Source organism: Rhodococcus sp. NS-SX18, from assembly GCF_057367935.1.
The window spans coordinates 3,181,612-3,201,705 of the sequence record NZ_CM170633.1 but is presented as its reverse complement, the minus strand read 5'-3'; the positions used below and the strand labels follow the sequence as shown (position 1 = coordinate 3,201,705).

Here is a 20,094-nt window from a genome sequence, read left to right as displayed (position 1 = left end):
AGTCGTAGAGCAGGTACGACATGCGATTCCTTTCGCGTCGTCGAGCGGGGACCAGGGGCCGACGGTACCAGCCGCGCCGCCGCGCGCGGGTTACCCCGAATCTCGGCGCCGCGTGGGGCAGACTGGGAGTCATGAGCGACGAGGGCTGGTACTACGACGTACACACCGGAAAGGTCAGCCAGGGGAAGGACCCCAGTGCGCTGAACCGCATGGGGCCGTACCCGGACCGCGCCACCGCCGAACGGGCACTCGAGATCGCGGCCGAGCGCAACAAGGCTGCGGACGAGGCCGACGAGGAATGGAACCGCTGAGCGGTTCCTCGGCACGGTGACGCACACCCGCATCGTCGTCGCCCCCGCGATCGACTTCGGTGCCGTCCGAACCGAATTCGCGCTCGACGACGATTACCCCCTGCCCGCCATCGCCGAGTCCGAGGCCGCGGCCGACCGCTGGTCCGCCGCGCGGGTGGACCGCACTGATCTGCCCCTGGTGACCATCGACCCGCCGGGATCGATGGACCTCGACCAGGCCCTGCACCTCGAACGGACCGTCCACGGTTTCGTGCTGCACTATGCGATCGCCGACGTCGCCGCCTTCGTCACCCCCGGCGGCGCGCTCGACCGCGAGAGCAGACGCCGCGGTCAGACCTACTACCTGCCCGACGGGTCGGTCCCGCTGCATCCGCGGTCGTTGTCCGAGAACGCGGCCAGTCTGCTGCCCGGCCGCGTGCGCCCGGCCGCGCTGTGGCGCCTCGTTCTCGACGAGACCGCCGAGCCGGTGGACGTGACCGTGCGGCGCGCACTGGTCCGATCCGTCGCACGGTTCGACTACGCCGAAGTGCAGGCCGGTGTCGACGCCGGGGTCGTGCATCCGTCGATCGCGGCGCTGCCGGAGTTCGGCCGGCTCCGCGAAGCCGCGGCCCGGGCCCGTGGCGCGATCGAACTACGACTGCCCGAACAGGACGTGATCGCCGACGGGAACGGCTGGCGGTTGACCACCCAGCCGCGCACGGAGGTCGACGACTGGAACTCCCATGTGTCGCTGCTGACCGGAATGTGCGCGGCGCAGATGATGCTCGACGCACGGATCGGGTTGCTGCGAACCCTGCCGGCGGCCGCCCGCGAGGCTGTGGCGCAACTGCGGCGCACCGCCGTTGCCCTGGGGGTGCCCTGGCCGGAAGGCCTGCCGGTGGGCAGCTTCCTGGCCGGCCTCGATGTGAACGTGCCCGCCACGCTGGTGCTGATGAGCGAGGCCCCGGCGCTGCTGCGCGGCGCGTCGTACGTCGCGTTCGACGGCGAGCTGCCGGAGCAGCCGGGTCACGGGGCGATCGGGGCGCCCTACGCACACGTCACGGCGCCGCTGCGGCGGCTGGCCGACCGGTTCGTGACGGAGGTGTGCCTGGCGGTCTGTGCCGGCACCGACGTGCCGGCACCGGTGCGGGCGGCGCTGCCGGAACTTCGCGAGACCATGGCCGGTTCCGACGCGCTCGCCGGGAAGGTGACCCGCGCGTGCATCGCACTCACCGAGGCGACGGTCCTCGCCCCGCACGTGGGGGAGTCGTTCGATGCGACGGTCCTGCGCGCGACCAACGGCCGCCGGGACGCCGAGGTGTTCGTGCCCGACGCCACCGTGATCGCCCCGTGTACCGGGGAGCCGAAGGAGGGCAGCCGAATCCGGATCCGGCTGACGCACGCCGACCCGCAGACCCGGACGGTGCGGTTTGCGTACCCGGCGTGACGGCGCTGCCGGCCGGGAGCGGCGGCCGCGGGGCCTGTTCGCCGGCGTCGCCGCCGGGCTGGTGCTCGTGGTCCTCGCCGCGGTGCTGATGCTCGGCGCGGTACCGAGCAGATACCTGCCCTGGGACACCGCCGATTTCCCGGACGTGGACACCTCGGCGCTGACGCAGCCGCAGACGCGGATCGTGGAGTTGCTCGCGGACGAACACCGCACGCAGCGGCCCGGGACCTTCTATTCCGAGGGCGCCGAGGAGCCGTGGTGCGCGAACTTCGTCAGCTGGATCATGCGGGAAGCGGGGCGTCCGCTGGCCAATCCGCATTCCGGGCACTGGCGGATCCCCGGCGTGTACACCCTGCAGGAGTACTACGAGTCGGCCGGCCGGTTCGAACCGGCCGCCGGCGGCTACCGGCCGGTGGTGGGGGATGTGGTGTTGTACGAGAACGAGCTGTGGGTCGGCCAGCACACCAACATCGTCGTCGCGGTCGACGGCGACACCGCGACGACCGTCGGTGGAAACGAACTCGGCCGCATCCGCGTGCACACCGTCGACGTCACGTCCGACTCGGCGGTGGTCGGGTTCGGCCGCCTCGAATGAGGTTCAGCGGAAGCGGTCGGTCGCCTCGAGCAGGTGATGGGTGATGCCGGGTTCGTTCGCCGCGTGCCCGGCGTCGTCGACGACGACGAAGTCCGATCCGGGCCATGCCTTGTGCAGCTCCCACGCGCTCGTCGCCGGGCAGACCACGTCGTAACGGCCCTGCACGATCACGCCCGGAACGGTGCGCAGCCGGCCGGCGTCGCGCAGTAGCTGCCCTTCCTCGAGGAAGCCGCGGTTGCGGAAGTAGTGGTTCTCGATGCGGGCGAACGCCAACGCGAAACGCGGGTCCGACGTCTCCGCCACTCGTTCCGGCGCGGGCAGCAGGGCGCTGGTCGCACCCTCCCACGTCGACCACGCCACGGCGGCCCGCAACGCGACGTCGGGGTCGGGCGAATGCAGCAGCCGGTGGTACGTGTCGACCGGATGCTCGTCCTCCGGCGCGCCGGTCAGCGGTTCCAGGAAGCGCTCCCACAGCTCGGGGAACAGTTGTCCGGCACCACCGTTGTAGTACCAGTCGATCTCGCTGCGGCGGAGCAGGAAGATGCCGCGCAACACCAGCTCGGTGATCCGGTGCGGGTGTCGTTGTGCATAGGCCAGCGCCAGTGTCGACCCCCACGAGCCACCGAACACCTGCCAGCGGCCGATCCCCAGCCGCCGTCGCAGGGTTTCGATGTCGGCGAGCAGGTACTCGGTGGTGTTGGCGGACAGATCGGCGCCGTCGGCGACGTGCGGGACCGACCGGCCGCAGCCGCGCTGATCGAACAGCACGATCCGGTATGCCTCCGGATCGAAGAACTGCCGGTGTGCGGGAACGGTCCCGCCGCCGGGGCCGCCGTGCAGGAACACCACCGGTTTGCCGGTCGGATTACCGCTGACCTCCCAGTAGATGCGCTGGCCGTCACCGACATCGAGCATGCCCTGCTCGTGCGGTTCGATCGGCGGGTACGGCTGCCGCAACGGCATCAGAAGCCGACCAGCGCGGAGGCAAGGGTCGGGATCTGCAGCGCCTCGAGTGCCTCGCTGCGCACCTCGGGGCACTGGGCGGAGGCGATCGCGTCGACCCGGTCACGGTCCCGGGCGAGCGCCAGCATGTCGATGCCGTTGCGGGCGGCCCATTCGCCGACCAGCAGGTTCAGACCGGGCTTGCTCATGGACGGGGTGTAGGTGCGCCAGCTCTGCAGCTGGGCCTCCATCTGCGAGCACAGCTCGGCAGCCTGGGTTTCGGTGACCCCGCTCGGAAGCGTGCTCGGCTCCGCCGCCGCGCCGGTCGTCGGCTGCGACGACGCCGAACCCGTCCCGGTGGGGGCGGGCTGACCGCCGGACGCGCACCCGGCCAGGGCGGCGATCGTCGCACCGGCGACGGCAACGGCGAACAGTGTGCGACGGGGACGAATCATCTGCGATGCACCTCGTGGGTCGGTAAGGCCCGGGCCTACGGGTGAGGGAACCTGCGGCCGGACCGGCCGCAGGTGTCCTCGTCCTGCCGGATCAGAAGGAATGCTCGGGACCGGGGAACGTCCCGGCCGCCACCTCTGCAGCATATTCGGCGGCCGCGCGGCGCAGCTCGTCGCCCACGCTGCCGAACTTCTTGACGAACTTCGCGGTCCTGCCGCTGGTGTATCCGGCCATGTCCTGCCACACGAGAACCTGGGCGTCGCACTCGTTTCCGGCACCGATCCCGACCGTGGGGATGGTCAGCTTGCGGGTGACCTGACCGGCGATGTCGGCGGGCACCATCTCCATGACCACGGAGAAGGCGCCGGCCTCCTGCACGGCGATGGCGTCGGCGACGAGCTGTTCGGCGCCGTCGCCGCGGCCCTGCACCCGGAACCCGCCGAGGCTGTTGACCGACTGCGGGGTGAACCCGACGTGCGCCTGGACGGGGATTCCGGCGGCGGTGATCGCGGCGATCTGCGCGGCGACCCGCTCGCCGCCCTCGAGCTTGACGGCGTGGGCGCCGCCCTCTTTCATGAAGCGGATGGCGGTGGCGAGGGCCTGCTCCGGCGACGCCTCGTAGGTGCCGAACGGCAGGTCGGCGATCACCAGTGCGTGCGGGGCGCCGCGCACCACGCCGCGTACGAGGGGGAGCATCTCGTCGACCGTGACCGGCACGGTGGTGTCGTAGCCGTAGACGACGTTCGCGGCGGAGTCACCCACGAGCAGCACCGGGATGCCGGCCTCCTCGAAGATGCGGGCGCTCGAGTAGTCGTACGCCGTCAGCTCGGCCCAGCGCCGGCCCTCGGCCTTCATGGCCTGCAGATGATGGACCCGCGTCTTGCGGCGAGGAGCGTCGGACGGAGTCGAGCCGCCGTAGAGGGCAGCGGTGGATTCGGACATCAGAGGTCCCTTTCTGCCTCGAGGCCCGTGCGGGTCCCCGGGTTGGGTGATGACGGTCTCAGTCTGCCACCGGCGTCATCCGGGCAGTAGCGGCACCGGCGGTGCGATTGGTCACACCCGCCGCTCGGCCGGTCCCGAACCGCCGCACCGGCCACGGGACTTCCCGTGGCACCATCGCTGGGTGTCGTCCCTTCCACTCCGTGCCGCGTCGCGCGCCGTCGCGGTGACCGCCGTGGTGCTGCTCGCCGCAGGGTGCAGCACCACGACCGAGACCGCGCCGCCGCGGACGGCACCGCTCGGCGCCCCGGCCGGCCTCGAGCAGTTCTACGGACAGCCGGTGCAGTGGGAGTCCTGCCGGGACTACGACACCGACGCCGGCCCGCTGCCGCGCGGCGTGCAGTGTGCGCGGATCACGGTGCCGTTGGACTACGACGACCCGGGCGGGCAGACGATCACCGTGGCGATCTCCCGTTCGCCGGCCTCGGGGCAGCGAATCGGCTCGCTGCTCGTCAACCCCGGCGGACCGGGCGCGTCCGGGCTCGGGCTCGCCACCGTCGCCGACGGCACCGAGCTGACCGACCGTTTCGACGTGATCGGCTTCGATCCCCGCGGCATCGGCGCCTCCGAACCCGCGGTGCGCTGCCGCACCGACGCCGAGGCGGACGCCGACCGCGCGTTCGACGACGGCGACATGAGTGCCGAGGGCATCGCGCGGACGGAGCAGCGGCACCGCGACTACGCCGACATCTGCGCGCAGCGCACCGGGACCGACCTGCTCGCCCACGTGGGCACCCGCGAAGTGGTGCGCGACATGGACGTCATCCGCTCCGTCCTCGGCGACGAGAAACTGAACTACCTCGGCTTCTCGTACGGCACCCGGATCGGCACGCTCTATGCGGAGACCTTCCCCGATCGGGTGCGGACGATGGTGCTCGACGGTGCGCTCGATCCCGAGCAGGATCCCCTCGACGAGGTCCTGCTGCAGGCGGCCGGCTTCCAGACCGCGTTCGACGCCTTCGCGGCGGACTGCGCCCGCTACGACGACTGTGCGCTCGGCACCGACCCGGCTGCGGCGGTGGAGAAGTTCCGCGCTCTCGTGGATCCGCTGATCGCGGCGCCCGCGGAGACGACGGATCCGCGGGGGCTGAGCCACCGGGACGCGATCACCGGGGTGCAGCAGGGTCTGTACACGCCGCGGTTGTGGGGTTCGCTGCGGGCGGGCCTCGTGGCGCTGACCGACGGCCGGGGCGACACGCTGTTGCTGCTCGCGGACCTGTACGAGGGACGCGGCGACGACGGCACCTACACCAACGCCACCGACGCGTTCAATGCGATCCGGTGCGTGGACGATCCGCCGGTGACCGACCCGGCTGTCGCCGCCGAGGCCGACCGGCTGTACCGGCAGGCGGCGCCGTTCCTCGACGACGGCCGGGCGAGCGGCGCCGCGCCGCGGGACCTGTGTGCCTTCTGGCCGGTGCCGCCGACCGGTGCGCCGCACACCCCCGACGTGCCGGGCCTGCCGACCGTGCTCGTCGTCTCCACCACCGGCGACCCCGCGACGCCGTACCAGGCGGGGGTGGACCTCGCGCGGCAACTCGGCGGCGCACTCGTCACCTTCACGGGTACCCAGCACACCGTCGTCCTGGACGGCGAGAGCTGCGTCGACGACCCGGTGACCAGCTACTTCGTGACCGGGCAGGCGCCCGCCGCGGACCTGCGGTGCTGACCACCCGCCGATGTGAGCGACACGCCGGAGCCACAACCCGCGGATGTAACACGGATTTAACGCACTGTGCCTAGTCTCGGCCGTATGGATCGCCAGAAGGAGTTCGTGCTCCGCACCCTCGAAGAGCGCGACATTCGGTTCGTGCGCTTGTGGTTCACCGACGTCGTCGGAACCCTCAAGTCGGTGGCGATCGCCCCGGCCGAACTCGAAGGAGCCTTCGAGGAGGGTATCGGGTTCGACGGCTCGGCCATCGAGGGCTTCTCCCGCATCTCCGAGGCCGACATGGTCGCCCGCCCGGACGCCTCGACCTTCCAGGTGCTGCCGTGGGCCGACGGCAAGGGCCAGCAGTACTCGGCCCGCATGTTCTGCGACATCACCATGCCTGACGGCACCCCCAGCTGGGCCGACCCGCGACACGTGCTGCGCCGCCAGCTCAACAAGGCGTCCGACCTGGGCTTCAGCTGCTACGTGCACCCTGAGATCGAGTTCTTCCTCATCGAGAACGGTGAACAGGGGGCGCTGCCGGTGCCCGCCGACGACGGCGGCTATTTCGACCAGTCGGTGCACCGCTCGGCCCCGAACTTCCGCCGCCACGCCATCGACGCGCTCGAGTCGATGGGCATCTCCGTCGAGTTCAGCCACCACGAGACCGCGCCCGGCCAGCAGGAGATCGACCTGCGGTACGCCGACGCGCTGTCCATGGCCGACAACGTGATGACCTTCCGCTACGTGGTCAAGGAGATCGCGATGTCGGAGGGCGTGCGCGCGACGTTCATGCCCAAGCCGTTCCGCGAGCACGCGGGCTCGGCGATGCACACCCACATGAGCCTGTTCGAGGGTGAGAACAACGCCTTCCACGATCCCGACGATCCGCTGCAGCTCTCGGCGACCGGCAAGGCGTTCATCGCCGGGGTGCTCGAACACGCCAACGAGATCAGCGCCGTGACCAACCAGTGGGTCAACTCCTACAAGCGCATCGTGCACGGCGGCGAGGCGCCCACCGCGGCGTGCTGGGGCCCGTCCAACCGTTCCGCCCTGGTGCGGGTGCCGATGTACACGCCGAGCAAGGCGTCGTCGCGCCGGGTGGAGATCCGCACACCCGACTCGGCCTGCAACCCGTACCTGACGTTCGCGGTGCTGCTCGCCGCCGGCCTGCGCGGCATCGAGAAGGGCTACGAGCTCGGACCCGAGGCCGAGGACGACGTGTGGGCGCTGACCTCCGCGGAACGGCGTGCGATGGGATACCGCGAGCTGCCCACCGACCTCGACATCGCCCTGCGGGAGATGGAGAAGTCGGAACTGGTGGCCGAGGCGCTCGGCGAGCACGTGTTCAACTTCTTCCTCCGCAACAAGTGGACGGAGTGGGAGAACTACCGCAGCCAGGTCACCCCGTACGAACTGGACCAGTACCTGGGCTTGTAACCCCTTGCCGGCCGCGGCCGCACGGGGAGTCGCCGCGGACCGGACGGTTGACGACGACGAAGAGGTGAGGTCCGTGCCCACTCGGGCGGCAATGTCCCGCGCCGGAACGAAGCCATCATGGTGAGACCCCCGGCGGCGCGCTCGGCGATACCGAGCGCCGGGCGGCTCGGCCTGCTCGCCCCGTCCGCGCCGGACGAGCTCCGGCAGCTCGGCTGGACCGGCACCGACAGCACCGAACTGCTGTGGGCGCTCTCGCGCGCACCCGACGCGGACCTCGCGCTGCGGACCCTGGCCCGCCTGCACGACGCGCTCGGGGAGGGGTGGGCGGAACTCGACGCCGCACTGCGCACCGACAAGGGACTGCGCGGACGGCTGTTCGGTCTGTTCGGTGGCTCGTCCGCCCTCGGTGACCACATCGTCGCGCACCCGGACCGGTGGCGTGGTCTCGCCGGGACGCTGCACCTGCCCGACCGGCGAACCCTCACCGAGCGGATGCTCGGCTGCGTCGACGCCGAGCCCGAGGCCGGGACGGGCGAGAATCGTCTGATCTACCGGGCGAAGATCACCGGTCCGGACGCGGTGGCGGCCCTGCGCACCGGCTACCGCGATCAGTTGGCGCTGCTCGCGGCCGCCGACCTCGCCGCCGTGGTGGAGAACGAGCCGGTCCTGCCGTACCTCGAGGTGGGCCAGCGGCTCGCGGACCTCGCCGATGCGGCGCTGACGGCGGCCCTGGCGGTGGCCGTCGCCAATGTCGTCACCGACGGACCCTGCACCGTCGACCTGGCCGTGATCGCAATGGGCAAGTGCGGGGCCCGCGAGCTGAACTACGTCAGCGACGTCGACGTCGTGTTTGTCGCCGAACCGTCCGATGCCCGCGCCAGCCGCATCGCCGGGGAGATGATGAGGATCGGCACCTCGGCGTTCTTCGACGTCGACGCCGCGCTGCGTCCCGAGGGCAAGCGCGGCGAACTGGTCCGCACCCTGGACTCGCACGTCGCGTACTACCAGCGCTGGGCGAAGACCTGGGAGTTCCAGGCGCTGCTCAAGGCCCGGCCGATGACCGGCGACCTCGACCTCGGCCGCCGCTACGTCGAGGCGCTCAGTCCGATGGTGTGGACGGCGTCCGAGCGGGATGCCTTCGTGCCCGAGGTGCAGGCGATGCGCCGGCGCGTCGAGGAGCTCGTGCCCGCCGAACTGCGCGAGCGCGAACTCAAGCTCGGCCGCGGCAGCTTGCGCGACGTCGAGTTCGCGGTCCAGCTGCTGCAGCTCGTGCACGGCCGCGCCGACGAGTCACTGCGCGTGCCGAACACGGTGCAGGCGCTGTCCGCCCTCGCCGGCGGGGGATACGTCGGGCGCGACGACGCCGCGAACCTGCGGGCCTCCTACGAGTTCCTGCGGTTGCTCGAGCACCGGCTGCAGCTGCAACGGCTCAAACGCACGCACACGCTGCCGCCCCCGGAGGACCGGGAGGCGATGCGCTGGCTCGCCCGCGCCGCGCACATGCGCCCGGACGGCCGGCACGACGCGCTCGGCGTGCTCGAGGCGGAGATCAAGCGCAACGCGGCGCGGGTACGCAAACTGCACGCGAAGCTGTTCTACCGCCCGCTGCTCGAGTCGGTCGCCCGGGTGGACAAGGAGGCGCTGCGGCTGTCGCCCGACGCCGCGATCCGCCAGCTCGCCGCGCTGGGCTACGGCGCACCCGAGAACGCGCTCGGCCACCTGACGGCGCTGTCCGGCGGTGCCTCGCGCAAGGCCCGCATCCAGGCGCTGCTGCTGCCCCAGCTGCTCGAGGCACTGGGGGAGACGAGCGACCCCGACGCCGGCCTGCTCGCCTACCGCCGCCTGTCGGAGGCGCTCGTCGATCGGGTGTGGTTCCTGCGGACGCTGCGCGACGAGCCGTCCGTCGCGGACCGGCTCATGACGGTGCTCGGCTCCTCCGCCTACGTGTCCAATCTGCTGGTCCGGGCCCCGGACGTCGTCCGGCTCTATGCCGACGGCGCCAGCGGTCCCCGGCTCCTCGAACCGCAGCCCGAGGAGGTCGCCAAGGCCATCGTCACCTCCTCGGCCCGCTACGGCACTCCCGACAAGGCCATCAACGCGGCCCGGTCGCTGCGCCGGGCCGAACTCGCCCGTATCGCCAGCGCCGACATCCTCGGCATGCTGGATGTACCGCAGGTGTGCCGCGCGCTGTCCGCCGTGTGGGCGGCCGTGCTCGAGGCTGCCCTGACGGCCGTGATCAAGGCGTCCGAGCTGGAGGACGGGCCGGCTCCGGCACGACTCGCGGTGATCGGCATGGGCCGCCTCGGCGGTGGCGAGCTGGGCTACGGATCCGACGCCGACGTGCTGTTCGTGTGCGAACCGACTGCCGGCGCGGACGAGACCGCCGCGGTGAAGTGGGCCAACCAGGTCGCCGAGCGGGTGCGCGCCCTGCTCGGTGCGCCGAGCACGGATCCGCCGCTCGAGGTCGACACCGGGCTGCGCCCCGAGGGGCGCAGCGGCCCGATGGTGCGCACCCTCGCGTCTTACCAGGCGTACTACGCGCAGTGGGCGCAGACGTGGGAGGTGCAGGCACTGCTGCGGGCCGACGCGGTGGCCGGGGACGCCGACCTCGGGCTGCGCTTCCTGCACATGATCGACGCCACCCGCTACCCGGCCGGCGGTGTGTCGGACGAGGCGGTGCGCGAGATCCGCCGGATGAAGGCCCGCGTCGACTCGGAACGGTTGCCGCGCGGCGCCGATCCCGCCACACACACCAAGCTGGGCCGCGGCGGTCTGGCCGACATCGAGTGGACCGTGCAGCTGCTGCAGTTGCAGCACGCTCACAACATCGAGTCGCTGCACAACACGTCGACGCTCGAGACGCTCGACGCGATCGGTGCCGCCGAACTGCTCAGCACCGCGGACGTCGCACTGCTGCGCGACGCGTGGCTCACCGCCACTCGCGCCCGCAACGCGCTCGTGCTGGTGCGCGGCAAACGGACCGATCAGCTGCCCGGTCCGGGGAAGCTGCTCTCGGCGGTGGCGCAGGTCGCCGGCTGGCCGGGGGGTGACGCCTCCGAGTTCCTCGACCACTATCTGCGGGTCACCCGGCGTGCGCGGGCTGTCGTGGAACGCGTGTTCGGGACGTGAGATCCGGACCCAGCTGCCGCACCGACCCGATTCGTATGTGAGAAAAGGAGATTCGTGACGATTTCGCGCAGTGTCCCGACGGTCGACGCCGTGGCCGAGGCGCTCGGGGAACTGCGGGCGCGGACACCGGTCGTGCAGTCCCTGACGAACGTGGTCTCGGCGAACTTCGTCACCAACGTGCTGCTGGCGGCAGGCGCGAGCAATGCGCACATCGACAACGTGCACGAGGCCGGCGGATTCGCGCGGGCGGCGGACGGCGTCCTGGTCAATGTCGGCACACCCGACGATGCCACCGCGCAGGCGTTCCGTCTCGCGGCCCGCAGCGCCCACGAGGCCGGCACCCCGTGGGTCCTCGACCCGGTCGGAGTGGGGGGTCTGCCGTGGCGCAGCGATCTCGCCGCCGAACTGTCGGCGCACCGGCCGACGGCGATCCGCGGCAACGCCTCCGAGATCATCGCCCTGGCAGGCCTGCGGGGGGAGACCCGCGGCGTCGACAGTTCCGCCGATGCGGCGACGGCTGTCCCGGCGGCGCTGAACCTGCTCGATCGCGCCGAATCCGTATCGGCTTCGGGCGCAGTCGATCACCTCGTCGGCCGGGACGCCGACGGGGCAGTGATCGGGGTGCGGGTCGGCGGGGGCAGCGCGATGCTGCAGCGGGTGACGGCCACGGGCTGCGCGCTCGGCGGTCTCGTCGCCGCATACCTCGCCGTCACGCCGACGCCGTTGATCGGGCTCGCCGCGGCCCACGTGCACGTCGCTGTCGCCGCGGAGATCGCCGAGGCGGCGGCCGCGGGACCCGGCACGTTCGCCGTCGCCTATCTCGACGCCCTGTACACCGTGGACGCCGACACGCTCCGTGCCCGCGCGCAGCTCGAGGTCTTCGAGCCGCGCCGGTAGCTCGGCGACTCCGGACCGCTCAGCGGCAGACGACGACCAGGCCCACGCCCAGCCACACCTGTCGTTCGACGCGATCGAACTCGTCGTCGTCGTGGTCGTACACGTAGTCGACCTCGGTGCGGTAGCCGCGATCCCGTTGTTCGGTGACGCGGCAGTCGCCGGACAGATTCCCGGCGCGGTTGGTGATCTTGTAGGGGATACCTTCCGCGTCCAGGAGGGCGATCGCCTGCTGTTCGCTGAGGCCGACGACATCGGGCGCGGGTTGCGCTGCGGCGATGCCGGAACCGAGAAGGAGGGTGGCGGCGGCCGCGCACAGAACGGCCGGGAGGGTGGTGCGCATGACAACGTCCTTTCGGGAACGATGTCGCGATGGAGTGAATCCGGTGGGGGACATCCGTACCGCCGGTGTCGGCGGGGACGGGATCCGTCAGATGTGATCTATCGGCGCGTTCCGGCGGTGATTCCGGGCGGCGAGCGCCCCCGCGACGCGGACCACGGTCCGGCCGTGGACGACGGTGCCCCGGCACAGCGGGGTGCGCAGGCGTTCATCGGCAGTTCCCCTAGGCGCCCGACCCGGAACCGGCCGGCGCCACTTCAGGGTACCCCCGGCTTCTGACAAATCCGGCAGAACTGGCGGACCTGCCGGAAGGGGCCGATGCGCGCGGCCCCCAGTCCGTCGGCCGGGACCGGATGACGGAGCCGGTACCGGATCGGCCGGCAGGGGTGCGGGCCGGGTGAGGCGCCGACGGCTGATCACCGTGACCATTTGCCCGGTGTGTTACACGTCACATTTGAGCGAAATGATTCGCCGCAAAGTCTTCTGTTGACTGAATCAATCAGCTGTGTGGATCATTGCTGAACCAGTTGATGTGACTCGAGCGACGTGCACGACACCTGTCGCAGCAAAGGAACAGTGCGATGACCGAAACCGTGGTCCGCGAAATCGAGCGTTCTCCCTACGACCTGGACGACCGGTACCGCTCCGGCTCGGGCACGGTGCTCCTCACCGGTGTCCAGGCGATCGCCCGCCAACTCGTCGAACAGCACGTGCGCGACATCCGCGACGGTCGCCGCGTGGCCACCTTCGTCTCCGGGTATCCCGGCAGCCCGCTCGGCGGCCTCGACAAACTGCTGCACGGCATGCCGAAGGTTCTCGCCGAGCACGACATCACCTTCGTGCCCGGGTTCAACGAGGAACTCGCCGCAACCTCCGTATGGGGCAGTCAGGGCCAGCTCGGGGCAGGTACGCCCACCCACGACGGCGTCGTCGGTGTCTGGTACGGCAAGGGGCCCGGCCTGGACCGCGCCACCGACGCGCTGCGGCACGCGAACATGTACGGCGTGGACCCGAACGGCGGGGTCCTGCTGATGGTCGGCGACGACCCGGCCTCGAAGTCGTCCACCGTGCCCGCGGTGAGCGAACGGTCCCTCGCCGCCCTCGGGATCCCGGTCCTGTTTCCGCGCAACGCCGCCGAGATCGTCACGATGGGCCTGCACGGCGTCGCGCTGTCGCGTGCGTCCGGCTGCCTCGTCGCCCTCAAGATCGTCGCCGACGTCGCCGACGGCGCGTGGTCCGTCGACGGTTCGGTCGCGGACTTGCGCATCACCGTTCCCGAGATCGAATGGGAGGGAAGGCCGTTCGTGTACCGGCAGCGCCCGATGGCGGCGCCGGGCGACAGCGTGATCGCCGAGGCGGACCTGTACGGGCCGCGCTGGGCGATGGTGCACGCGTACGGGAAGGCCAACGGCCTGGACGTCGTCGAGGTCGACCCCCCGCACGCCCGGATCGGACTCGCCGCCACCGGCACCACGTTCGACGCGCTGCGACAGGCCCTGCTCGATCTCGGGGTGACCGACACCGACCTGCACCGCGCCGGCATCCGGCTGCTGCGCATCGGAATGCCCTACCCGATCGGTCCGGACCTGGTGCGCGACTTCGCCGCCGGTCTGGAACAGCTCGTCGTCGTCGAGGACAAGACCGCGTTCGTCGAGACCCAGATCCGGGAGATCCTCTACGGGACCGACCACCCGCCGCGCATCGTCGGCAAGAAGGACGCCGACGGCCGGCCGCTGATGCCCGTCGACGGCGAGCTCACCGCCGGCCGGATCCGCGGTCCGTTGCGCCGGGTGCTGCGCGGACACGTCGACCTCGGACCCGCGCCGCTGCCCCAGTTGCCGCTGGAGGTGCTCTCTGCCAAGCGCGCCCCGTACTTCTGCAGCGGCTGCCCGCACAACCGCTCCACGGCCCTGCCGGACGGCTCGATCGGGGGCGGCGGCATCGGCTGTCACGCACTCGTCACCATGTCCGGCCGCGCCGACAGCGCCGTCACCGGCCTGACCCAGATGGGTGGCGAGGGTGCGCAGTGGATCGGGCAGGCACCGTTCACCGACATCGGCCACATGTTCCAGAATCTCGGCGACGGAACATACTTCCACTCCGGTCAGCTCGCAGTGCAGGCCTGTGTCGCGGCCGGCGTGAACATCACCTTCAAACTGCTCTACAACGACGTCGTCGCCATGACCGGGGCGCAGGACGCCGAGGGCGCACTGACCGTTCCTGCGCTCACCCGCAAACTCACCACCGAGGGCGTGCGCAGGATCATCGTCTGCTCCGACGACCCGAAGCGGCACCGCAAGCGCTCCCTCGCCCGCGGCGTGCAGGTCTGGCACCGCGACCGGCTCGACGAAGCACAGCGCGTGCTGCGCGAGGTCCCCGGCGTCACCGTGCTCATCTACGACCAGCACTGCGCGGCCGACGCGCGCCGGCAACGCAAGCGCGGAACCCTGCCCGCCCGCACCACCCGCGTGGTGATCAACGAGGCGGTGTGCGAGGGCTGCGGCGACTGCGGCGTCAAGAGCAACTGCCTGTCCGTGCAGCCGGTCGACACCGAGTTCGGGTCCAAGACCCGGATCGACCAGACCTCCTGCAACACCGACTACTCGTGCCTCGACGGGGACTGCCCGTCGTTCGTGACGGTCGAGGCGTCGCCGGACCGGAAGACGCGGCGCCGCGGCGCCCCGACCCCGCCGGCCGTGCCCGACGTCGACAACGACACCCCGGTGGGCACCCGCAACGTCTTCCTCGCCGGTATCGGCGGCACCGGCATCGTCACCGTCAACCAGGTGCTCGCCACCGCCGCGCTGCGCGCGGGCTTCGACGTCGAGTCCCTGGACCAGATCGGCATGAGCCAGAAGGCGGGCCCGGTGGTCTCGCACCTGCGGTTCGCCGCCGGCGGCCTCGAACCGGGGAACCGGGTGACCACCGGCGGAGCGTCGTGCGTGCTGGCGCTGGACCTGCTGACCGCGGCGGACGCGAAGAACCTCGCCTACGCCGACCCGCGCTCGACCGTCGCGGTGGCGTCGACGAGTCGCACCCCCACCGGGGACATGGTGTACGACAGGTCGATCCGGCACCCGGACGAGCAGCAGCTGCTCGCGCGGCTGGACGCGGTGACCCGTCGGCTGGCCTCGTTCGACGCCCTCGCCGCCGCGCAGGCGCTGTTCGGTGACACCGCCGCCGCGAACTTCCTCGTCGTCGGCGCCGCGCACCAGCTCGGTGGTCTGCAGATCCCCGCCGCGGCCGTCGAGGAAGCGATCGAGATCAACGGCGTTGCGGTCGCGGCGAACATCGCCGCGTTCCGGTGGGGGCGCGTGGCGGTCGCCGACCCGGACGCGTTCGCGGCCGCGACCGAGCCGTCGCGGCCCGAGCGGAGCGTCACCGTCGTACCGGAGCACCTGCTGGCCGGCACCACCTTCGACGGTGAGGTGTTGCGACTCGTGCGGGTACGTGCCGCGTCACTGATCGACTTCCAGGACGAACGCCTCGCCGCCCGGTACGTCGAACGGGTGCAGGCCGTGTGGGAGGCCGAACGCCGCGTCACCGCGCGCACGGACTTCAGCGCGGCCGTCGCGCGCGGACTGTTCAAGCTCACCGCCTACAAGGACGAGTACGAGGTCGCGCGGATGCTCGTCGACCCCGCCTTCCTCGACGAGGTGCAGTCCCAGGTGCCCGGCGGGGCGCAACTGACCTATCGGCTGCATCCGCCCGTGCTGCGCGCACTCGGCCGCACGAAGAAGGTCGGGTTCGGTCCGAAGTCCCACGTGGCGCTGCGGGTGCTGGCTAAGGGCCGCCGGCTGCGCGGCACCCGGCTCGACCCGTTCGGGTACGCGCACGTCCGCAGGGTCGAACGTGCCCTGCTCGCCCACTACACCGCGACGATCGACCGCCTCGCTGCCGAACTGAGCCTCGAGAACTACGACCGTGCGGTGCAGGTCGCGGAGCTGGCGGACGCGGTCCGTGGCTACGAGGACGTCAAGCTGCGCTCCGTCGAGCAGTACCGCGCCCGGCTCGCCGACCTGGGGGTCGACACCGACTTCTGATGGCACCACCTCCGACATCGCCGAATCGTCTCTGTCCGAAAGGAATCCACTCGTGACCGCTTCTCTTCTCGACCACGCGCCGACCGGAGTCTTCGACCGTTCCCGTCGCCTCTCCGACCGCCCGCACGAGCAGGTCGTCTTCTGTCAGGACGCCGCCACCGGCCTGCGTGCGATCGTCGCGATCCACTCCACCGCGCTCGGCCCCGCCCTCGGCGGCACCCGCTTCTACCCCTACGCCGACGAGGCCACCGCGCTCGAGGACGTGCTGCGGCTGTCGTGGGGGATGACCTACAAGGCTGCGGTCGCCGGGGTGAACCTCGGCGGCGGCAAGGCCGTCATACTCGGTGACCCGGCCACGGACAAGAGCGACGCTCTGCTCGCCGCGTACGGACGGTTCGTCGAGTCCCTGGGCGGTCGCTACGTCACCGCCGCCGACGTCGGCACCGCTGCCGGTGATCTGGACGTCGTCGGCCGCCACACCCGGTACGCAGTCGGACGTACCGCCGCCGCCGGCGGATCCGGGGACAGCTCGCCGCTCACCGCGCTCGGGGTGTTCCGCGCAATGCGGGCCGGGGCCGAACATGTCTGGGGCACAGCATCTCTGGACGGACGCACGGTCGGTGTCGAAGGGCTCGGGAAGGTGGGCTACGAGCTGGTGCGGCTGCTCGTCGCCGACGGGGCCGACGTGGTGGTCACCGATGTGAACCCCGCGGCCCTGGCCCGGGTGGCCGCCGACTTCCCGGTCCGCATCGCGAGCAGTGTGGTCGACGCCCCGGTGGACGTCTACGCACCGTGTGCGCTGGGCGGAACGCTCACCACGTCGGCCGGCAGCACGCTCGGGGCGCGGCTGGTGTGCGGCGCCGCGAACAATCAGCTCGCCCGCCCCGAGGTCGAGGATCTGCTCCGCGACCGCGGCATCACCTGGGTGCCGGACTACGTCGCCAACGCCGGCGGCCTGATCCAGGTCGCCGGCGAGGTCGACGGATCCGATCCGAGCGTCGTCCGGTCCCGGGTGAACGCGATCTTCGACCGCACCGCCGAGATCTTCGCGATGTCGCGAGACCTGGGCATCGGCCCCGGCGCGGCGGCGAACCGGCTCGCCGAGCAGCGTATCGACGCGGCCTGACGGGACGCGGTCGTCGCATCGTCCCGGCCGGTCGGCGGAAGGGGGAGGCACCACGGTGCCTCCCCCTTCCGCTCGTGCGCCGGGACCTGGCTCGCCCCGGAAGTTGTTGTCCCCGAGCACTGATCGGCCCGAGCGCCGATCGGCCCGAGCGCCGATCAGCCCGAGCACCGAACAGTCCGAGGGCCGATGCGGCCGGGCGCCGACGGCCCGGCCGTCGACGGCCCTCAGCGCCGATCGGTCGTCGGCACGGAGCGCCCGTGCCCCGAGTCGCGGGTGAGATGTTCGAGCAGGGGTTGCGTCCGGTACGCCACGGGCGTCGTCAGCGCCAGCGTGGTGGTGGTGTGGGCGACGCCCTCGATCGCGTGGATGCGTTCGAGCTGCAGGAGCAGGTCCTCCTGCGACTGTGCCGCCATCCGGATCAGCAGGTCCTCCCGGCCCGTCGTCGCGTGCACCTCGAGCACCTCGGGGAACCGCTCGAGCTCCGCGATCACGTGCCCCATCCTCGCCTGCACGAGTTCTGCGCCGATGAACGCCTGCAGCGGCAGGCCGAGCTTCGGCAGATCCACCACCGGGCGATATCCCGTCACGGCGCCGGACTCCTCGAGCTTCCGGATCCGCGACTGGACGGTATTACGCGCGACGCCGAGCTTCGCTGCCAGATCGACGATGCCGGCTCGCGGGTTGTGGGTGAGCTCGGCGAGGAGGGCCGCGTCGAGCCGATCGAAACTGAGCACGGTGACATCCTTTCGGTTGTGATGGGCGTCACATTTGAGCATCGTGCGTAGTTGTTGTCGAAGATATTGACACGAAAAGTGACAGTGCCATGATTGCTGCACTGAATTGCTCACGCAATCCCTCTCTGCGGCACCACAATGCGTCGCCCACGAGGGTCGCGCCCCCGGCCGCCCACGAGGTCCGGCGGGCCCCAACCCCATCCCGAGGAGCACAACATGCCCGGAGTCGGCATCTGGCGCACCAAATCCGTCGAACAGTCCATCGCGGATACCGACGAACCCTGTTCGCGGCTGCGGCGACAGCTGACCGCCAAGGACCTGACCGTGTTCGGCGTCGCCGTGGTGATCGGCGCCGGCATCTTCACCCTCACCGCGCGCACCGCGGGCAACGTCGCGGGCCCGTCGATCTCGCTGGCCTTCGTGCTCGCTGCGATCACGTGTGGCCTCGCGGCCCTCTGCTATGCGGAGTTCGCATCGACCGTCCCTGTCGCCGGTAGCGCGTATACCTTCTCGTACGCCACCTTCGGCGAGTTCGCCGCCTGGATCATCGGCTGGGACCTCATCCTCGAGTTCGCGCTCGCCTCCGCCGTCGTCGCCAAGGGCTGGTCGCTGTATCTCGGCGGCATGCTCGGTGGCACGGCGCACACCACGATGCATCTCGGCCCGCTCGCGGTCGACTGGGGGGCGTTGCTCATCGTCGGCGCGATCACGGTCGTGCTCGCCGTCGGCACCAAGGTGTCCTCGCGTGTGTCGGCCGTCGTCACCGCCGTCAAGGTTGCCGTCGTCGTGCTGGTCATCGCGGTCGGGATCTTCTACATCGACAAGAGCAACTACTCGCCCTACATTCCGCCGGCCGAGGGCGCGCAGAGCACCGCGAGCGGCGTGCACCAGTCGCTGTTCTCGGCCCTCACCGGGGCCGACGGCAGCAGCTACGGGTGGTACGGCCTGCTCGCCGCCGCGAGCCTGGTGTTCTTCGCCTTCATCGGATTCGACGTGGTCGCCACCACCGCGGAGGAGACGAAGAACCCGCAGAAGGCGCTGCCGCGCGGCATCTTCGCCTCGCTCGCCATCGTCACGGTTCTCTACGTCGGCGTGACGCTGGTGCTGACCGGCATGGTGAAGTACACCGACCTGCGGACGGGCAGCGCACTCGTCGGTGACGGCAGCGCCACCCTGGCCACCGCGTTCGAGGCCCACGGCATCACGTGGGCGCAGACGGCGATCAACATCGGCGGTCTCGCCGGCCTCACCACCGTCGTGATGGTGATGATGCTCGGCCAGACCCGTGTGTTGTTCGCGATGTCCCGGGACGGGCTGATGCCGCGGCGGCTGGCCACGACCGGCCGCAAGGGCACCCCGGTGCGTATCACCCTGCTGGTCGGCAGCATCGTCGCCGTGCTCGCCGCGGTGTTCCCCATGGGTGTGCTCGAGGAGATGGTCAACATCGGCACGCTGTTCGCCTTCGTGCTGGTGTGCATCGGCGTGATGGTGCTCCGCCGCACGCGCCCCGACCTGCCGCGTGGGTTCCGGGTGCCGCTCGTGCCCCTGGTGCCGATCCTCGCGGTCCTCGCGTGCGGCTGGCTGATGCTCAACCTGTCCGTCGAGACGTGGCTGCGGTTCGGGGCCTGGATGGCCCTGGGCGTGGTGGTCTACGCCGTCTACGGTCGCCGCACGTCGGTGCTCGGGCAGCGGCTCCGGGCCGAGGCGGCCCGGCAGGCCGAGACCCCACAGGCCGAAACCCCACAGGCCGCCCGCGAGCCCGAGCCGGTGTAGCGCGGAGTACGGACCCGGCCCCGCAGCGACGGCGGGTTCTAGCGATCCCCGCAACACCCTGGATTTCAGGGAGTTGCGGGGATCGTGGTTTCTGCAGAATTGAAAGTTCGGTTCTTCGAGGCACTCGACCGTGAGCACGGCAATGTCACCGCTGCGGGGCCGCGACCGTGCGACGAGTCGACGCCACCGGCGGTCCACCCGGGCTCATCTGTCCGGGCGGATTCCGTCAGGCGGTCCC

The 20,094-nt window shown here is 71.1% G+C and carries 15 protein-coding genes; 10 read left to right on the top strand and 5 right to left on the bottom strand.

The features are described from left to right. Nucleotides 1-131 precede the first annotated feature (131 nt). From AC2IPW_RS14715 to AC2IPW_RS14705, 3 genes are read left to right on the top strand one after another with little or no spacing between them, the layout of a single operon-like run. Nucleotides 132-311, top strand: a complete 180-nt coding sequence (locus AC2IPW_RS14715; protein ID WP_006947711.1) for a hypothetical protein — start codon at nt 132-134, stop codon at nt 309-311. Nucleotides 312-327: 16 nt separating this feature from the next. Beyond that, complete coding sequence (locus tag AC2IPW_RS14710; RefSeq protein ID WP_486375108.1) at nt 328-1,737, top strand: RNB domain-containing ribonuclease; 1,410 nt, start codon at nt 328-330, stop codon at nt 1,735-1,737. Then, entirely contained in the window at nt 1,721-2,332 is a 612-nt protein-coding gene (locus tag AC2IPW_RS14705) for a CHAP domain-containing protein (protein ID WP_054374782.1), read from the top strand. The genes AC2IPW_RS14710 and AC2IPW_RS14705 overlap by 17 nt, the downstream gene beginning before the upstream one ends. A 3-nt stretch (nt 2,333-2,335) precedes the next feature. On the opposite strand, the gene pip is transcribed toward AC2IPW_RS14705, so the two are convergent. From pip to panB, 3 genes are all read right to left on the bottom strand, one after another. Next, nucleotides 2,336-3,295, bottom strand: coding sequence for a prolyl aminopeptidase (pip, locus tag AC2IPW_RS14700; protein ID WP_289378853.1), 960 nt, complete (start codon nt 3,293-3,295; stop codon nt 2,336-2,338). Further along, entirely contained in the window at nt 3,295-3,729 is a 435-nt protein-coding gene (locus AC2IPW_RS14695; protein WP_371382499.1) for a hypothetical protein, read from the bottom strand. The genes pip and AC2IPW_RS14695 overlap by 1 nt, the downstream gene beginning before the upstream one ends. Nucleotides 3,730-3,820: 91 nt before the next feature. Continuing rightward, on the bottom strand, nt 3,821-4,669 hold the full coding sequence (panB, locus tag AC2IPW_RS14690; protein ID WP_371382500.1) for a 3-methyl-2-oxobutanoate hydroxymethyltransferase: 849 nt from the start codon (nt 4,667-4,669) through the stop codon (nt 3,821-3,823). Nucleotides 4,670-4,850: 181 nt separating this feature from the next. On the opposite strand from panB, the gene AC2IPW_RS14685 reads away from it, so the two are divergent. The 4 genes from AC2IPW_RS14685 to thiM all read left to right on the top strand — a co-directional run bounded on the left by AC2IPW_RS14685 (nt 4,851) and on the right by thiM (nt 11,843). Beyond that, on the top strand, nt 4,851-6,395 hold the full coding sequence (locus AC2IPW_RS14685; protein ID WP_486375107.1) for an alpha/beta hydrolase: 1,545 nt from the start codon (nt 4,851-4,853) through the stop codon (nt 6,393-6,395). A gap of 84 nt (nt 6,396-6,479) precedes the next feature. Beyond that, nucleotides 6,480-7,817 carry a glutamine synthetase family protein gene (locus AC2IPW_RS14680; protein ID WP_003937099.1) on the top strand — a complete coding sequence of 446 codons (1,338 nt, stop codon included), beginning with the start codon at nt 6,480-6,482 and terminating at the stop codon, nt 7,815-7,817. A gap of 117 nt (nt 7,818-7,934) precedes the next feature. Then, the gene (locus tag AC2IPW_RS14675; protein WP_289378850.1) at nt 7,935-10,946 is read left to right on the top strand and encodes a bifunctional [glutamine synthetase] adenylyltransferase/[glutamine synthetase]-adenylyl-L-tyrosine phosphorylase; all 3,012 of its coding nucleotides are present in this window, start codon (nt 7,935-7,937) and stop codon (nt 10,944-10,946) included. Nucleotides 10,947-11,000: 54 nt separating this feature from the next. Next, complete coding sequence (gene thiM, locus AC2IPW_RS14670; protein ID WP_486375106.1) at nt 11,001-11,843, top strand: hydroxyethylthiazole kinase; 843 nt, start codon at nt 11,001-11,003, stop codon at nt 11,841-11,843. A gap of 19 nt (nt 11,844-11,862) precedes the next feature. Here the strand turns inward: thiM and AC2IPW_RS14665 are convergent, their stop codons facing one another. Next, complete coding sequence (locus tag AC2IPW_RS14665; protein WP_003937102.1) at nt 11,863-12,183, bottom strand: PASTA domain-containing protein; 321 nt, start codon at nt 12,181-12,183, stop codon at nt 11,863-11,865. A gap of 578 nt (nt 12,184-12,761) precedes the next feature. On the opposite strand from AC2IPW_RS14665, the gene AC2IPW_RS14660 reads away from it, so the two are divergent. Both AC2IPW_RS14660 and AC2IPW_RS14655 read left to right on the top strand, forming a co-directional pair. Continuing rightward, entirely contained in the window at nt 12,762-16,223 is a 3,462-nt protein-coding gene (locus AC2IPW_RS14660) for an indolepyruvate ferredoxin oxidoreductase family protein (protein WP_486375105.1), read from the top strand. A 52-nt stretch (nt 16,224-16,275) separates the two neighbouring features. Next, nucleotides 16,276-17,349, top strand: a complete 1,074-nt coding sequence (locus tag AC2IPW_RS14655; RefSeq protein WP_486375104.1) for a Glu/Leu/Phe/Val family dehydrogenase — start codon at nt 16,276-16,278, stop codon at nt 17,347-17,349. A gap of 224 nt (nt 17,350-17,573) precedes the next feature. Here AC2IPW_RS14655 and AC2IPW_RS14650 read toward each other — a convergent pair whose 3' ends face one another. Further along, nucleotides 17,574-18,083, bottom strand: a complete 510-nt coding sequence (locus tag AC2IPW_RS14650; protein ID WP_003937105.1) for an Lrp/AsnC family transcriptional regulator — start codon at nt 18,081-18,083, stop codon at nt 17,574-17,576. A 216-nt stretch (nt 18,084-18,299) separates the two neighbouring features. On the opposite strand from AC2IPW_RS14650, the gene AC2IPW_RS14645 reads away from it, so the two are divergent. Beyond that, nucleotides 18,300-19,856, top strand: coding sequence for an amino acid permease (locus AC2IPW_RS14645; protein ID WP_486375103.1), 1,557 nt, complete (start codon nt 18,300-18,302; stop codon nt 19,854-19,856). Nucleotides 19,857-20,094 lie beyond the last annotated feature (238 nt).

Bases quoted from the DNA above. Each gene is read 5' to 3' on its own strand.
- AC2IPW_RS14715 (WP_006947711.1), top strand. From the start codon at position 132: ATGAGCGACGAGGGCTGGTACTACGACGTACACACCGGAAAGGTCAGC.
- pip (WP_289378853.1), bottom strand. From the start codon at position 3,295: ATGCCGTTGCGGCAGCCGTACCCGCCGATCGAACCGCACGAGCAGGGC.
- AC2IPW_RS14695 (WP_371382499.1), bottom strand. From the start codon at position 3,729: ATGATTCGTCCCCGTCGCACACTGTTCGCCGTTGCCGTCGCCGGTGCG.
- panB (WP_371382500.1), bottom strand. From the start codon at position 4,669: ATGTCCGAATCCACCGCTGCCCTCTACGGCGGCTCGACTCCGTCCGAC.
- AC2IPW_RS14680 (WP_003937099.1), top strand. From the start codon at position 6,480: ATGGATCGCCAGAAGGAGTTCGTGCTCCGCACCCTCGAAGAGCGCGAC.
- AC2IPW_RS14675 (WP_289378850.1), top strand. From the start codon at position 7,935: ATGGTGAGACCCCCGGCGGCGCGCTCGGCGATACCGAGCGCCGGGCGG.
- AC2IPW_RS14665 (WP_003937102.1), bottom strand. From the start codon at position 12,183: ATGCGCACCACCCTCCCGGCCGTTCTGTGCGCGGCCGCCGCCACCCTC.
- AC2IPW_RS14660 (WP_486375105.1), top strand. From the start codon at position 12,762: ATGACCGAAACCGTGGTCCGCGAAATCGAGCGTTCTCCCTACGACCTG.
- AC2IPW_RS14645 (WP_486375103.1), top strand. From the start codon at position 18,300: ATGCCCGGAGTCGGCATCTGGCGCACCAAATCCGTCGAACAGTCCATC.